This is a genomic window from Sagittula salina (assembly GCF_017813235.1).
GTDB lineage: Bacteria > Pseudomonadota > Alphaproteobacteria > Rhodobacterales > Rhodobacteraceae > Sagittula > Sagittula salina.
This window is the reverse complement of the sequence record NZ_JAGISH010000020.1, coordinates 1-16,294: the sequence shown is the minus strand read 5'-3', so window position 1 is coordinate 16,294 and position 16,294 is coordinate 1. Positions and strand designations below refer to the sequence as shown.

Sequence of the window (16,294 nt, the reverse complement as noted above, 5' to 3'; positions counted from 1 at the left end):
CATGAAGCTCCGCCACCTCCCCAGCATCCACAAGAGCCAGCAGCCGGATATTTCCCTCGCGATCGTCAACATTGTTCTGCTGCTGATCTTCTTCTTTCTTATCACCGGACGCATGGCGAACGCGCCGACCTTCGCTGTCGAGATATCGGAAACCACAGTCCTGCCGGTAGAGAACCTGCCGAAGCCGATCCTCGAACTGGAATCCGGCGGTGCGATGATGCTGGACGGGGAGCCGGTGGACGAGGTGCAATTGTCCAACGCCGTCATCGACATGCAGGTTCTGCACCTCCTCATCGACCGCAACGAAAGCGCGCAACTTCTGATCGACGTGCTGGCGCGGCCGGAGTTCGCCCACCTGATGATCCGTCTTGTGACCGTGCACCGCAGCGGCGGGGGTTCGGGGTCATGAGCTTCCTGCCCTATGGTCGTGGCACACCGGGGGGCTGGATCCTGTCCGGCCTCGTTTCCGTGGCGCTGCACGTGGGCGCGATCGCGGCACTGGGCCTGTCGGTCTCGCAGTGGTTCCTTGAACGACCTCTGCCGCTGGCAAGACCGGAGTTCCAGATCACGTTGGAGCAACTCGAATCCGACACGCTGGCGGGGATCGTGGAACAGCTGGGCGACGCGGCGGGCAGCGACACGTCGGAGGATCTGACCGCCGCCGATCCGGAGGGCGACCTGAGCCCGGAGATCCCCGACGACATCCTGCCGGAGGATATCACTGCCGAGACCGGCGAAGAGCTTTTGGCCAGTGAGGGCGAAGACCTCGCCGCCGAGCCGCTGGACGCCACCGCGCCGGAGGACTTCGCTCCCGACGAAATCACCCCTGATGAAGTGGCCGCCGATGAACTCGTCGCGGAGGAACTGACCGGAGAGGACATTGCGGCAGACGAGCCCCCTGCCCCGGACCTGGCCCAGGTCGAACCCGAAGACCTGGCCCCGGAAGACCTGTCCCCGGAGGAGATCGCTCCTCAGCCGGAGGCGGAGGCGCTGACGGCGGACGCAGAGCCGGAAGATATCGCACCGCAGACGGAGCCCGAAGAGCTTGTCTCCGATCTTCAGACGGAGGAGATCGCGCCCGAAATTCCACCCGAAACTCCCGCCGAACCCTCGCCGGCTGAACTCATCGTGGAGGAAATCCAGCCCGAAACCGCGGTGGAGCCGTTGGTGCCGGAGGCGGTTCAGACCGTCGAAGCGCCCGAAGACCTGACGCCGGAGTCCGCCCCGGCGGAACCCGCTCCGCTTGACAGCGTGGAGGCTCTGGAGCCGTCTGCCGTGACGCCCGATCTCATCGACCCGGAAGTCACCGAACTCGCCCCCCTCGAAGAAACACTGCCCGCCCCGGTCGAGGACTTCGCAGCACTCGATCCGGGCGAACCGCTGGTGGGAGTGCCGACACCTTCGGATGATCCTTTGATCGTGGAGGACGGCGCCGGCCTTGTCCTTGGCGGGGCGCCGCCGCCCGCGGAGGCCGACAGCCTGAACCCGATCATTGCCGAAGAGGCCCCGCCGGTGTCACCCCCGGCAGAGGAAACGGCAGGCGTCGAGCCGGACGCGCTGGTGCCCGAAGACCTCGCCGCGCTGGCCCCATTGCAGCCGCAACTCCCCGCCAGCGGCGTGCCCGACACGATCGAGCCGACGGTTCTGCCGCTGGAACCGCAGGTCATCACGCCGGAGGATCCAGTTCCTGATGTCCCGGCCCCTGATGTTCCGGTCCAGGAGACCCCCGTTCCGGAGGTCATCGCGCCGACCGAGGTCTTGCCGGATACGGTGGCGCCGGAGGTGGTCGAACCGGATGTTGTGGAGCCGACCGAGGTCCCGGCTCAGCAGGTCCCGGCGGATGCCACCGCAAGCGAGATCACCGGGACGGAAATCACCGGTACCGAACCGCGCCGTCGCGCCCTGCCGCCGCGCGTGGTCCGCCGCCCGCGTGCGGCCCCATCGGAGCGTGACCTTGCCATCGGCGATCTGATCCAGCGTATCCGGGCGCGAACCGAGGACAACTGCGTCATTGCCCTGCCCCGCCGCGACGGCGCCGACGGTATCGGCCTTGCCCTTCTGGCCGCCGAGGACGGCGCCATGGTCGATTTCGCCGACAAGGTTCTGGTGCGGCCCGAGGACAAGGACATCCTCCAGACCCGCACCCTGCTGGACGAGCGCCAGTGCCCGGCGCTGTCCTATATCGCGAAGAACCGCGACTACCCCGCAACGCGGATCGGCATGCGGCTGGACAATGCCGAGGTGCCTTCGGGCAACCGTGCCTCTGGTGTGATGCGGGGTGTCGGCGACCGTAACCTCGGGCTGTTCCTCGTGGACAACAACGGCGTGGTGCAGGACCTCGCGCGGTTCACCACGGAATCGGATGGCTTCGTACGCTTTGACGTGCCGGTAACCCGCGTCGGCCCCCTGCGCGATACCAAGCAGCTCCTGCTGGCCATCGCCACGACCGAGCCGCTGGACGTGCTGAAGGCGCGGTCGGGCCAGCGGGCGGAAACCTTCTTTGCCGATCTGCCGATCGAGCTGGGCCGGCAGGCGGCTCTGGCGCTTGTGGCCTTTGACGTGCGGTAGGTGCGCCGGCGCTGCGCGCAGTCGCCCGGCGCGGGGTGCATCCGGGGAAACGATATTTGCGGACTGCGTCCGCAGGGGGGCTCTGCCCCCCACCCCCGAAAGTATTCTTGACCAAGGAGAAGCAAGCCGGGGCGCGGCATCCGGTCCCCTCCGCCCCTAGCGCGTTCGGGCGAAAAACAGGCAGTCGCGCGGGTCCGGCGAAAGATTGGGGTGGATGAACCAGCGGCGGAGGCGTGCTTCGCATGTCATGCCGGCCTTTTCCATCACCCGGGCGGACGCGGGGTTTTCCGCGTCACAGAAAGCCTCGGCCCGGAAGATGGCGGGGTGAGCAAGCACGGCGTCGGTGAGCGCGCGCAACGCCTCTGCCGCGATGCCGTTTCCCCAGGCGCTGCGGCGCAGGACGTAACCCGTGCGCACCACATGGCCGCGCCGTCGGGGGTGGATCATGCCGAGAGGCCGGGCCGCGTCCGTGTGGGCGAAGATCAGCAGCGCCGCGCCAGACCCGCGTTGCCATTCGGCCTCGACTCCGCGGAGGAAGACCCGTGTTTCAGCCACCGTCCGATGCGGGCGCCATGCGAGGAAACGCGTCGTCTCAGGGTCCGCTGTCCAACCGTCGAACATCGCCTGCGCGTCCTCCGGCCGCGGGCGGCGGAGCGAGAGGCGGCTGGTTCCGAGCTGTTCCGGAAGGGCGTCGTGCATGGCGGGCATTGCGCCGCGAAATGGTAAAGATCAGGTGCACGCGTGCCCCGGGGTCTCAGGGGTCGGGCGGCATGAGTTTCAGGTAGGACACAGCGGCGCTGGCAGCCCCTCCCCTGTCGCGGATCTCCTCTAGGATCAGCGGCAGCGCGGCGGCGGCCTGATCGCGATTCTTTGCAAGCGCGGCGCGGGCCAGCGGGCTGTCTGCTTCCACCGCGAGCAGCAGTTGCGGCGCGGGTTCGGCGCCAGCCGGAAGCTGCAGTGCGAAGGTCATTGTCCGCTGGTTCCCGGCGGGCGGTGAGAGACGTTCGGTCACATTGATGATCCCGCCTGTGGGGGTCACCAGGACCAGCCACACGGCCTGTCCTGGGGGCACGCTAAGCTGCGCCGTCACCGGTGTCTTGCTGGCGACTTCGTTGGCGGAGAGGAACATCTCGACCCCGCTGCGGCCACGTCCTTGCAGGGCCTTGGCGAAATCCAGCACGGCGCATTGCTGCGGTGTGATTTCGCGCGGGACGACCTCCGGCCTCGCGCCGAATTTCTCCTCGTAGGCGGTGGGCAACCCGGTAAAGGCTTCGCGTGTCGCGGAATAGCCTTCGATCACCCCGGCATTGGCGCCCTGGCTGACGCGGGTCACAAAGGTGCAGGGGCCGGTCTCGAAGGCGGCAAGAAAGCCTTCGCGCGTGTCGGCCTGCGGGCCGGGGATGCCGGTGGTCTGCTCGGGCGGCGCTGCCGCGTCGGGAGTATCGCCGCCATCGGTGCTCTGCGTGCCGATGAGCCCGTCCAGCAACCCGGTGGTCCAGGCGTAGTAGCCGCCGCCGCCGAGCCCGGCCAGCAAAAGCAGGATCAGCACGGCGACCAGTCCTCCGCCCCGGGACTTTTCCTCCGGCAGGGGGGTAGGCCCCAGCGAGGTGTTCAGTGTTACGTTCTGCGTCGCTCCCGGCAGTTGCAGCCCCGGCGCCATGGTGGCGGCCATGGACTGCGCGCCGGTGTCCGGACCGGGATCGTGCAGCGGCGGCGGTGCAGGGGGCACCCAGCCGCCGAGATACCGTTCCGGGATCAGTCGCGGGTCTTCGACCAGCGTTTTTACCGTGCGCATGTCTTCGGGGCGGTCCGCCGGGTTCGGCTCCAGCATGTAGGACAGGATGGGCCGCAGATCCTCCGGCGCGTAGGAGAGGTCAGGGATCGATTGCCGTGACTGTACCGCCTCCACGATGGAGGATCCCATATCGAGCGGCTTGCCGATCGCCGCCGCCGCCGTCAACAGCGCCAGACCGTAGATGTCGGTGGCAGGAGAGATTTCCCCTCCGTAATGGCCCAGCTGTTCCGGCGCCACGTATTTGAACTTTCCGGCGAAGCGACCAGCCATGGTCGCCTCTTTGACCACGCTCGACTGCGCGATGCCAAAATCGATCAGGCGGGCATTTTCCACGCGGCCGCCTTCGAGCATGACATTGTCGGGTGACAGGTCGCGGTGGATGACCTCCGCATCATGGGCGGTGGCAAGCCCCCCCGCCAGCCGTGCCAGCAGGGTGCGGCATTCGTCCACGGACAGAGGACCGTTCTGCGCCACGTGGTCCTTCAGCGGCACGCCCTCGATGAATTCCATCACCATGAAGTAGCGCTGCAGGTCCGGGTCGGGCACGTAGTTGTAGTAGCGCACGATGGTTTCGTCGGTCAGTCGGCGCAGGGTCTTCGCCTCGCGCAGGAACAGCAGGCCCGCCTCCGCGTCGTCAGCCTTTTCCTGCAGGATCGCCTTGATCGCCACCGGGTCGCCGGTGTGGATCTCGATGCCGCGATAGACTTCGCCCATGCCGCCGGACTTCAGCACTTCTTCGATACGGTAGTTGTTGTTGATCAGCGTACCGATGGGGAGCTTGCCGTCCGTGCGCGCGATCTCTGCCGCGGTCTGGGTGCCTGGTGGCGCGGCGGGGGCTGCCGGGTCGTGCGGGTAGGAAGACGGGTCGGGCGGGGGGACCGAGCCGGCATAGGTCTCTGCCTGCCGCGCGGCTTCTTCCGGGTGATAGGAGGGATCGGTGCTCGTGGCCGTGGGTTGCGGCGCCTCGCCGGGGTGCATGCCGGGATGGGTCGACGCGCCCTGCGGCGGGTATGCGGTCTGATACGTACCGCCTGCCCGCGGCTCCGACCGGGCCGGGTCTGTATCGCCGTTCGGGCCTGCAACTTTGGCGTCTGTTTCGGTCGGACCAGCCTGAGCGGAGCCGGTCTGTGTCGTCGCGCCCCGCGGTGGCCAGCCCTGCGGGTCCGGCGGCGCGAACTGGGTGCGCTCGTCGTCCTCCGCGGCGGGCGTTGTCCCCGGCTGCGGCGTGAACACCGTCCGTTCGTCGTCTTCCGGGGTGTCGTTCCCGCCGCTCATGCCCGGTCCTCACCGTTGGTCTGGTCCAGTTCAAGCACGTCGTCCATAAGGTCGTCTTCTTCTTCCAGTTCCGGCGGTGGCAGGCACCGCATGGCGACCACCGTGACGTTGTCCTTCGCGCCGCGCTCCAGCGTCAGCCGGATCATTCGCTCGCAAGCCTCCTTTGGCGCATAGCTGCGCGCGTGGTCGGCGATGTCGGCGTCGCTCAGATGTTCCGTCAACCCGTCGGAACACAGAATGAACGTATCGTCCAGTGCGAGCTTGCCCGAGATGACGTCGCAATGCGGTTCCTCGGTCACGCCGATAGCGCGGGTGATGACGTTCTTGCGTGGCCAGTTCTCCGCCTCTTCGGCGGTGATCGCGCCGGAATCGAGCAACATCCGCAGTTCGGTATGGTCGCGGGTCTGCTGCACCAGCTGGCCGTCGCGCAACAGGTAGATGCGGCTGTCGCCCGACCAGATGCAGGCGTAGTCCTCGCCATGTACCAGAAGCGCCACCAGCGTCGCGCCGATTGTGCCGCGCTGCATTTTCAGCGCGTGCTCGTAAATGTCGTGGTTGGCGCGGTGGATGCGCTCCATGAACCGCGCCTGCAGGTCGTCGGGAGAGCCCGACATGCCGATGGAATTCAGCGCCTGCACGATTGTGTAGCTGGCATAATCGCCCGCCGCATGGCCGCCCATGCCGTCCGACACCACCCAGAGTCCGCAGTCGGGACGCGACAGGAAGTTATCTTCGTTCACCGTCCGCTTGCAGCCCACGTCGGTGGCCTGCCCGGTTTCGAAGGTGAAGAATTCGTTGTGATCCATGCCTGTCCCTGTCTCAGTCTTCCGCCACCGTCGCCGGTTCGATGCGGGGTTGTCCAGCCAGAAGCCAGCCGAGCGCGCCCGCGTCGGGCAATCCGTGGCACCCCAGCCAGACCGGCAGGCGGTTGGCGTCGCCCGGTGCCCACCAGTACGACCGCCTGAGCGCGGCCCGTGACAGGTCGGCCCGTCCGGCGGCGCGCAGCAGCGCTTCGAGGTCGCCCTCCGGGTGATGTGCCCAGAGGCAATGACCCAGGGAGCGCTCCGCCTCCGTTTCCGCCGGCAGTTCCAGCGTCAGCCCGTCAAGCAGGCTGGCCGCACCCTGCCCCGGCTGCATCCGGGGCACATGCGTTTCCAGCGCCTCCCACGGGGTCTGGTCGGTGGCCCCTCCGTCGCCCGGCACCGCGAGGTGTACGTTCTCGGCGGCGAGGATCAGCGGATAGACCCGCCCCACCTTATCGCGCGAGGGCTGCAGAATACCGGCCAGCGGCACCCCCAGCACGTCGCGCCCGATCCAGAACCGCAGGGACTGGGCCTCCGCCCACCAGCCTTTCCAGTCACTCCCTGCGTCCTCCTGCACGCGGCTCAGGGTCTTGTCGAGCCAGCGCATCAGCGCGTCGTGCACGTCCTTCGACAAACCCGCCTGGACGAAGTCGCCAAAGCCCGGATGCTTTCCCATCACGCCGATCCGGGCGACCGCCTCCACCAGCCTACTCCAGCGATGTCGGGCAGCTGAAATCGCGCAGCTCCCGCATCAGGAAGGGCACTGTCGAACTGTCGAACTCGATCCGGTAGGTGATCGACTGGCCCCGGATCGTGTAGCGCACGGTGACCACATTGCCCTGCACCTTCGGCGATCCGTCCGACAGCCATTTCGCGATATCCCACCGCCCCTGACTGAAGCTGAACGAAGCCGCATCCCCGATCCGCGTCGGGATCAGGTCGATCTGCACGCCCGCCGTTTCCCCCGGCCAGGAAAAGCCCGCCGGGGTCGAATCCGGTTGCGTCGGGATCGACTTGCCGTGGATCGTCAGCGTCGCCAGCCCGACGCCGGGCGAAGAGGTCACGTGCTTGATCGACATGTTGACCTCTGGCGTGGAAGACCCGGAGGCAAAGAACGCGCGCTGGATCTTCTGCGCGCGGTCGAACTGGCGCAGCGCATTGGCCGACAGGCGCTGCCCCACCGCCGTGCCCGGATCGGCGCGGAGCCCGTCGGTTTCGCGGATCACGTAGGGCGCGAGGTGCTGGGAATAGAACTGGTCCATCTTGCCGCCAGGGCCAAAGAACTGGCCGAAGATCGACGGGCTCAGGTGCCGGGCCGACCCGGTGGAGAACGGGTAGAAGGGCGCGATCTCGTTCTTGCAGAACTGCGTCACCTCGTCGTTCAGCGCCCGGTTCAGGTCGGCCAGCGTGGCGTTTTCGGCGGCTGTGCGGAACTCCGTCGCGACGGCGCTGTTCATCGTGGCGATCGCCTCCGGCGCGCCCGCGTTGGTCCGGGTGAGCGCAGTCAGTGCCTGACTCAGCATCTGGTCGTCGGCGGGCGTCGGCGCAAAGACCGCGTTCGACCGGTTTTCCTGCACCGATGCGTAGGCCTTCAGCATGAAGTCGATGGGGCGGTTGCCGAAATCGCCCTTCACGAGGCTTTGCCAGTCCTTGAAGTCATCCGTGATCCGCTGCACCCGGCGGCGGTCCACGTCCTCCGCCAACCCGCCCGACCCGGCGCGGGTCTGGATCTTTGCCCGGTTGCCGAGGTTTTCGAGGATCACCCGCGTGAACACCCCGGAGCGGGAGTAGATCCGGTCGAACGCCGCATCCCCGAGCGCGCCGCCCAGATCGCCGCCACCGCCACCGCCCGCGATCAGCCGGGCGGCATCCGCCTCCGATATGCCGCCGATCTGGTCATAAAGCCGCATCAAGTCGGTTTCCTCGTTCACCGCCTCCGCCAGTTCGAGGATCGGCGAATTGGTCGGCGAGGCGGCATAGCTCAGCAGCGTGAAGTTCGGCGCATCCGCTGACATCTTCGCCACCGTCAGCTGGTCGAACATACCGTTCCACGCCAGCGTGAATTCCCGCCGGTAGCGCGAGAAAAGCTCGTTTTCGAGGTTCGCAAGCTGCGTGTCGAAGTTCACCCGGTCGCCGGTTTCCCCCAGCACCCACTGTTCCTCTGCCAGTCGCTTCTTGGCGTCGGCCATCTCGTCGACGAAATAGCCCCAGTAGCCTTCGAAGGTATAAAGCCCCGGCACACCGAGCTGATCCAGCGGCGACCCGTCGGTGGTGCGAAAGACCTCGCCGACGTTGCCCGACACCCGCTCCACCAGATTGAAATCCGCCACGCCGGAGACGATCGCCCCCTCCTTGATCGCGGCATAGGCCTGATCCGCCAGTGGCAGGTTCACGATACTCTCGCGGGCGCGGGTCTTGATGGTCTCGTCCGTCTTGACCATCGTGTCCTTGGCGTCGTCCAGCTGCAGCATTGCCTCAAGGTGATCAAAGAGCGCCTGCCGTTCGTCGAACCGCGTCGCACCGGGCATCATACGGTCCCATGCATCGCGGAAATAGGTGCGTATCGCCTCGTCGCCGTCGCCCTTCGCTTCCGGGTCCTTGGCCAGCAGCATGTAGACCTTCAGCGCGCGATAGGTGCCCTCTGTATCGTCGTCGATGATCATCTGCGGGATCTCGTTTTCGAGGTGCAGCATCATGCGCGGGCGCAGCATCCGTTCCAGACCGTCGGAATAGGCCGCACGGGCGGAGGTCGCGATCTCGCGCGAGCGGTTCAGGCCGAAGCCCTCCCACAAGGTCGGTTCGTGCGGGTTGCCGTAGCCCGCGGGCATGTTCCGCAAGCCGTCCAGATGCGGGATCACCGGGGTCGGGTCCGGATCGTCGATCACCGCCCGGTCGAGTTCGTTGCGGGCTGAATCGAGGTAGACCGCCGCGTGCGCCTCGGCATCGCTGACCAGGTTGGCGTTCTGCCAGAAGCTGTAGCCAAAGGCCGTCATGGCCGCCACCGTACCCAGCCCGATCACCGCGAACCCCAGTGTTCGCAGGATCGCCATGCGCCGCACCGCGCGACGGTCGAAGTTCACCCAGTCACGTTCCTCGAAGATCACCTTTGCCAGCACGTCGTGCAGGAAATAGCTTTTGCCCTTGCCGGACATGAAAGCGGGCTGGAACCCCTCCCCCTCATCGCGCGCCATGGCGCCCAGAACCTGATCGATGGGCGTGCCTTCTTGTGTGCCGCTGGAGAAATAGAAGCCCCGCAGAATGGCGTTGGTGTCGTAGCGGGTCGGTTCAAAGACACGACGGAGGAACTCAACCACATTATCGCGCAGCATCGCCATCTGCCCCGGCAGGCCAAAGATCGCGATGCGGGAGGTATCGTCCGGCTCCTCCACCATGCGGTCCACGACCTCGTCCGAGAGCCGCGTCAGGAGCGCGTCGAATTCCTCGCCCACATGGGCGTGCGTGGCCTCGCGCCGGTCGCGGGTCTGGAAGGTCGTGCCCCAGACCATCTTGCGCCGCGACTGGCTGAAAGAGTTGAAATACTCCCGAAAGCCCGAGATCAGGTCCGCCTTGGTGAACAGGACGTAGACCGGGAAGTCGATGCGGAGGGTCTGGTGGATCTCCCCCAGCCGTTCGCGCACCACGGCAGCGTGGCTGGCCAGCGTTTCCGGCGTGCCAGTAAGGATGTCCTCGATGGAAAACGCCAGCACGACGCCGTTGATGGGTTGGTCGGGGCGGCCCTTCTTCAACAGGTCGAGGAAGGCCGACCACGACGCCTGATCGGCCTCCGCGTCGCTTTCCTGCATGGTATAGCGCCCGGCGGTATCGATCAGCACCGCGTCCTCCGCGAACCACCAATCGACGTTCTTTGTCCCGCCAAAGCCCTGCGCGTTGTCGGCCAGCACCTCCTGACCGGGGAACTCGATACCGGAATATTTCAGCGCCGTGGTCTTGCCCGCGCCGGGCGGGCCGATGATGACGTACCACGGCAGATCGTAGAGGTAATTCTTGCCGCCCGATTTCTTCAGCTTGTCCAGAGCTTCGGCAAAGCGTTCATTCAGCACCTCGCCATCGCCCGCCGGCGCCTCGACCAGGCTTTCCTCCAGGGCCCTTGCCTGCTTGCGGCGACGCAGGAACCTGAACAGGTAAAGTCCGAGGATTGGCGACAGGATCAGCAGGATGATCGCGATCCGCACCCAGAGTTTCGAAAAGAACTCCGATCCGGTCATCGGCAGCCCGAAGAAGATTGCGAGGAAGACGCAGATCACGCCCACGACGATCCAGAACCGCAGGAAGGCGCGGCTGGTCAGCACCCTCCAGATGACATGCGCGACCCTGTAGATCAGAAATTCCATGGTTTCACTCCGCTTCGCGCCGGATCATGATCTCCACGCGCCGGTTGCGGGCGCGGCCCTCCTTCGAGGCGTTGTCCGCGATGGGTTCGACGGGGCCCTTGCCTTCGATCTGGACGCGATCCTTGTCGGTCAGACTGTCGGTGACCAACGCCGCCACGGTTGTGGCCCGCGCCTCTGACAGCGCCTCGTTGGTCTTGAACTGGCCCCGGCCCGAGGGCGGCACCGAATCCGTGTGGCCGACGATGCGGATGGGGCCGCTCTGCGTTTCGAGCACCGCGCCGATGGCGGTGGCAAGCTGGCTCAGGTCGTTGGTCAGGTCCGCCTTGCCGGAGGCAAAACGCAGGGCGTCGCCTAGGCGGATCAGAACCCAGTCGCCCTTGAGTTCCACCTCCACGTCCTGCCCCTCCAGCGCGGCCTTCACCTCGTCTAGGCGGTCGACGGTGGCGGGCGGCACCACGACCACGCGTTCCACCGGAGCAGAACGTTCGATGGCCACCGGCGGCAGGTTGAAGTGCATCATGGCGATGCCGTTCTGCGTTTCACCGGCATCGCGTGACAGGAGCGTGGCCAACGTGGCAAACAGCGCGACCACCATCAGACCGCCAATGGCCGCCGCCACCCAGACCGGCAAACCGCCGCGCCGACGCTTGCCATTCACGATCACCGGCGCCCATTTGACCGATATATCGTCGTCGGGACGTTTCACGACCTTGCGCAGGGTTTCGTAGATCGCCTTGCGGATGCGGGCCAGTTCGTTCGGACCATTCGGCATCGCGCGGTACTGGCCCTCGAACCCGAGGCTGAGACACGTCAGCATCAGGTCCAACAGGTGGAACTTCTGTCCCGGCGCCTTCATCGCCTTGTCCATGCGTTGAAAGAACCCCACACCCGCGTTGCGTTCCCCGAAGAACCGCGCGCCCATGGAGTATTCCAGCCACATACCCCGATCCGCGCCGGGCAGGTTCTGCACGATGTCGTCGGCGGTGGCCGAAAGCGCGTATTTCGCGTCCGTCACGTCCTCTGGCGGCACACCGGCCTCCAGCGCATTGGATTCGAAGATGTCGATTTCACGCGCGACGTGTTCCAGCAGCGGTGCGGACTGCATTTCGACCATGCCGGTGCGCAGGCGGCCCAGCAGGATCAGCAGGTTGGCGGCGGCGGCGACCAGCGGATTGTTCGGCCCGCCCGCGCCGAGACCGGTGGCCCGCAGCGCATCCTCCAGCGAAATCTTGCGCTGCATCGCCTGCATGGCGGGCGTCTCGCGGCGCTTCACCTCGGGGAACAGCTCCGGCGAGGAGGGTCGCCCCGTATCGGTATCGTAGAGCCGCCCGGAGTAATGGTTGCTGCCGGGGTTGCCACGGTAATCCTGCATCGGCCTTGGTTCCGGCTGGCTGGGCGGAACCGGCGCGCGGGGCTGGGCCTGCGGGGCCATCGGCATCGGAGAGGGGCGCGGCGGGGCCGGTTGTGGCGGTGGCGGCGCGGGTTGCTGGTATTGCTGCGGCGGTGGCGGGCCGGGCTGCGGCGTGATCTTTCCGCCGAGCCAAGTGTCGTCGCCCTCGCCCCAGGCGGCCTGCGGCGGCTTCTGGATCGGCGCCTGCGGAAACTGCGAGGGCGGTTTCTGCCCCTGCGGTGCGACCCGTGGCGGCTGGCCCTGCGGGGTGATCGGCGTGCCAAAGACCGTGCGGTCCGGTTCGCTCGGGTTGACGTTCGGAACATGTCCCGGGACATGGCCGGACGGGGTGGGCGACGGGGGTGGAGGCGCTGCCGGTCGCGGGGGGGCCGCTCCCGGTCGCGGCGCCTGCGGGATCGCCTGGCCGAATACCGTCTTTTCGTCGTCGTCTTCGCTTGCCATCACCCTTGCTCCGGAATGGCCCAAAGCTCCAGCTTCAGGTCTGGCCAGTTACCGGCGAAATGCATCCCGATGGCCGGAGCCTGCGAGAATTCGCGCCAGAGGTCGGTCGACTTGTCCAAGAGGAAATACACGTTCGAAGCGATCACCCGGATTTGTCGTGGCGGGTTCGGCATGTGCACGAGCCCGATGCCGGGCAGGTTCGCGTTGATGATCTGCCGCATGGCGGTGGACGGTCCCACCTTGCACAGTTGCGGGAATTGCGTCTGCACCTGCGTCAGCGGCAGCCCGCTCGACACCTCGACGACAAAGGCCGCGTTGGCGAACAGATGCCGGTCATTGACCTTCGCGAGGTAGGAATTGGCGCGCACTTCCTCCAGCGGCAGGCGCACGGCACGACCCACCTCCTGCGCCAGAAGGCTCTGGATGTCGTAGACGATGGGGGTGAACGACTCCTTCGGGCTATCGTGCCGGTAGCCGCCGTAATCCTTTGCCTTGCGGTCCGCCTGATCGAAAGTGGTCAGCTCGCCAGCCAGCGAAACCAGCTTTTCGTACAGCCGTTCCGGGTGAACTGCCCCCTGCCCTCTCAGGTGCCGCAACACCGGCAGTTCGCGGTTGATGACCATCAGCATCAGGTAATCCGTGGCCTGCATCCCGCCACCCGACGACGGGTCGGAGGCATAGCGCGCCAGCATCGACAGCTTTGCCTCCATCCAGCCGATCACGCGGGACAGATACCCCTCGTAGGCCGGATGCACGGCGAGGATCACCCCCGTCGGCGGCACCGTTTCGTCCAATGTGACCACCCCGTCGCGCATATCCGCGATCCGCCCGAGGTAGACGTTCTGATGGCCGGGCTTGGGCGAGTTCCGCAAGGACAGTTCCAGCCGCGGCGTGGCGATTTCGATCACCTGTTCGGAGCGCGCCGACGACGAATTGTCCACCACCGTCTCCGACCCCAGCAGATAGCGCGTCGCGGTATCCGCCGTCGCCGCCGCCACGTCCTGTGCGTTGACCTCGATGTCGGGCAGCGTCAGCCAGATCCCCAGCCCGCTTGCCTCCTCCTCCGGCACCGGCACCGGGGTCGGCAGCGGCGTTGCATTCGGCGCGTCAAAGGGCAGTCCGTCCGGCATGATCCCCACCACCGATCGCAGCCCGATCCGCCCCTGCTGCGCAAGGTCGCGGTCAAAGGTAAGGTTGGCGATGCCCCAGGGATAGGGCGTGATCTGCGCGGTACGGACACGCAGCATGTGCTCCATGTACCGGTCGGCCTGTTGCAGGTGATGCGGTTGGAGGAAAAGCCCCTCCTTCCACGCAACTTTGCTGTACCACGACATGACGTGAAATCGGCTCCCGGTCTTAATTCAGTCTCAATCCAGTCAGTATGCGGCCCGAAACGGCCAAATCCTCAAACCGCGGCATCCCGAAACATGGGGCCACGTGCAAAAAAGAGTTTGGAACGGGTCCGGGGCGCGGTCAAGCGCCCCGGGCTGTCAAGTCATTAGAACTGCAACCGTACCTGCGCCGTCAAGCCCCAGCTGTCCAGCTGTTCGGAGAAGCGCGTGTCGGCCCGGATCGAGGCATCCATCTGCCGCGGTGCCATCGCGCCGCCGCCATCCATGATCCGGGTGTAGTTCATCCCCAGGCTCAGCTCTCCGAAACCGCCGAGGTTATCGGAGGTCAGCGACTGGCTCGCCCCGGTGGACTTGACCGTGAAGGTGGAGGTCAGATCGTCCCCGAAGTCGTTGAAATACGTCCCCGTGGCGAAATAGGTCACCGCCGCCTTGCCGCTCGGGCGGATGCTGGTCTTGGCCAGCGTCGCCCCGACGAAGCCGATCTTCTGATCGATGTCGCCGATCTTCAGTTCCGCGTCATCAGTCGGGTCCGTCGGATCGTTGTCGATCTGGATCGTATCCGTTTCGATATGCGACAGCGAGAAGCCCACCGTCGGCACCAGCCGGATTCCCCGTTCCTGATCGAGCGTGTGGGAATAGCTCAGCGAACCCGACAGTGTCTTGCCACGGCTGTCGAACTCCTGATCCGGCAGGCCAAGGCCTCCCGACCCGAAGGTGCTTGTTTCACGCAGATCATAGGTGGTCCGGTCGGCCCGCAGGTTCAGGTCGCCGAACCAGTTGCCCTTGGCCGCGCTCAGGTAGACACCGCCGAACAACTGGTCGAAGTCCGACTTTACCGTGGTCGAAACGCCGCCCAGGGTCACCGGCAGGCTCGACCGGCCCATGTTGGTACCCAGCATGACGCCGTAAGCCAGATCCCAGCCGTTGTAGTAGCCGCCCGAGCAGGAGTTGTCGAAGCCCGCCTGAATGCCGCCGTAGCTCAGCGCGATGTCGTTGATCGCGCTCACGCCGGTGGTCTGCGATGTCGTGCCCAGCTTGGCATTGGCCTTGCCTCCGGTCAGGCGCGCCCATTCGCCGATGGCGCAGGGGTCGTCGCCGGGATCCACCAGCGGTGTGACCAGCGCCGAGGACGGCCTGTTGACCACGGTGGAAATCAGGCTCTGCGTCGCCGCCACGCCCGAAACCACGCCGCCGAAGGCCAGGTTCGGAGAGGCGGTCAGCTGGATCGCGGTGCCGGTGTTCTGCAGGCTGTAGGTATAGGCCCCCGTCTGCAGCCCGGAGAAGGAGGCGCTCAGCCCGCCGGTGCCACCCGCCGCCTTGATGAGGTCGATGGGCGTCGCGATGTTGGAGAAGTTGCCGCCCACGTTGTTCAGCAACAGCGCCGTCGACCCGGTCGCCGTGCCCGAGACGTTCACCAGATCGCCCCGTGTGCCTGCGGCCGTGTTCGATACATCCACGTCGGCCATGATCGTCCCGTTCAGCACCGCGTTACCGGTAATGTCCACAACGTCCACGGTGTCGGTGTCGCTCATGTTGATCGTGCCGGTGTCAGTAAAGGTGCCGGTTGTGACGCTCAGCGTCTGGACACCCGCGACCTGATTGACCAGCAGCGTGCCGCTGTTGGTCACGCTGGTTCCGCCCGCCAGCGTCGCATCGCCGGCGAAGGTCAGCGTGCCGGAGTTCGACAGCGTCGCGGAGGAGGACAGGGTTGCGGCCGCGCCGAGGCCGAAGCTCGCCGCGTTCACGAAATTGCCGCCGGTCGCCGCAAGGGTCGATCCGGCCCCCACAAGGTTGCCCGCCGGTGCAGTGACCGCCGCCGCGAGGTCCGCACTGGTGGCGTTGAAGGTCACGCCATCCGCCACAAGGAAGGTGCCGTCGTTCAGATCCAGCAGACCGTTCACGGTCACCGTGCCCGCCGCCGTCGTCAGCGACCCGCCCGACTGGGTCAGGTCCCCGGTCAGGGTGGAACCGCCGTTCAGCGTCACCGCCCCCGCGTTGGCCACGTTGCCGGTGACCGTACCGCTGTTCACCAGCGCCCCCGCGGAGGCCACCACGAGGTCATCGGTCACCGTGCCGCCATTGTCGGCGGTCAGCGAGGCGGTCACCGTCAGCGTGCCTCCGTTCACAGTCACCTGGCCGGAGACGACCGATGCAGCGCTGACAAGAGTTGCCGACGTTGCGCCGTTCTGCGTCACGGTGCCGGTGATGTTGGCGCCGATGTCCGCGTTGGTCGAGGCCGTCACGAGGTTGCCGGTCAGCGCCGCGTTCTGGTCATAGACCCCAGCCGCCGCCACGGT

The 16,294-nt window shown here is 66.4% G+C and carries 10 protein-coding genes; 2 read left to right on the top strand and 8 right to left on the bottom strand.

Going from position 1 to position 16,294, the window contains the following annotated elements; genetic code table 11:
• The first annotated feature begins 1 nt into the window (after position 1).
• Positions 2–409, top strand: a complete 408-nt coding sequence (locus J5474_RS21110) for an ExbD/TolR family protein (protein ID WP_209363814.1) — start codon at positions 2–4, stop codon at positions 407–409.
• Entirely contained in the window at positions 406–2,568 is a 2,163-nt protein-coding gene (locus tag J5474_RS21105; RefSeq protein ID WP_209363812.1) for a hypothetical protein, read from the top strand. Before J5474_RS21110 ends, J5474_RS21105 begins: the two co-directional genes overlap by 4 nt.
• 156 nt (positions 2,569–2,724) lie before the next feature.
• Here J5474_RS21105 and J5474_RS21100 read toward each other — a convergent pair whose 3' ends face one another.
• From J5474_RS21100 to J5474_RS21065, 8 genes are all read right to left on the bottom strand, one after another.
• The gene (locus tag J5474_RS21100; RefSeq protein WP_209363810.1) at positions 2,725–3,267 is read right to left on the bottom strand and encodes a GNAT family N-acetyltransferase; all 543 of its coding nucleotides are present in this window, start codon (positions 3,265–3,267) and stop codon (positions 2,725–2,727) included.
• Between the two features lie 55 nt (positions 3,268–3,322).
• Complete coding sequence (locus tag J5474_RS21095) at positions 3,323–5,638, bottom strand: serine/threonine-protein kinase (RefSeq protein WP_209363808.1); 2,316 nt, start codon at positions 5,636–5,638, stop codon at positions 3,323–3,325.
• Entirely contained in the window at positions 5,635–6,444 is an 810-nt protein-coding gene (locus tag J5474_RS21090; protein ID WP_209363806.1) for a PP2C family protein-serine/threonine phosphatase, read from the bottom strand. Before J5474_RS21090 ends, J5474_RS21095 begins: the two co-directional genes overlap by 4 nt.
• Positions 6,445–6,457: 13 nt before the next feature.
• Positions 6,458–7,144, bottom strand: a complete 687-nt coding sequence (gene tagF / locus J5474_RS21085) for a type VI secretion system-associated protein TagF (RefSeq protein ID WP_342454077.1) — start codon at positions 7,142–7,144, stop codon at positions 6,458–6,460.
• A gap of 4 nt (positions 7,145–7,148) precedes the next feature.
• Positions 7,149–10,793, bottom strand: a complete 3,645-nt coding sequence (gene tssM / locus J5474_RS21080; RefSeq protein ID WP_209363804.1) for a type VI secretion system membrane subunit TssM — start codon at positions 10,791–10,793, stop codon at positions 7,149–7,151.
• Positions 10,794–10,797: 4 nt separating this feature from the next.
• Positions 10,798–12,645: a type IVB secretion system protein IcmH/DotU gene (gene icmH, locus J5474_RS21075; protein ID WP_209363802.1), complete on the bottom strand. Its 1,848-nt coding sequence runs from the start codon at positions 12,643–12,645 to the stop codon at positions 10,798–10,800.
• Positions 12,645–13,979, bottom strand: a complete 1,335-nt coding sequence (gene tssK, locus J5474_RS21070) for a type VI secretion system baseplate subunit TssK (protein WP_209363799.1) — start codon at positions 13,977–13,979, stop codon at positions 12,645–12,647. Before tssK ends, icmH begins: the two co-directional genes overlap by 1 nt.
• Positions 13,980–14,143: 164 nt before the next feature.
• Positions 14,144–16,294 (bottom strand): beta strand repeat-containing protein (locus J5474_RS21065; RefSeq protein WP_425342908.1); only part of this gene is annotated, 2,151 nt, incomplete at its 5' end.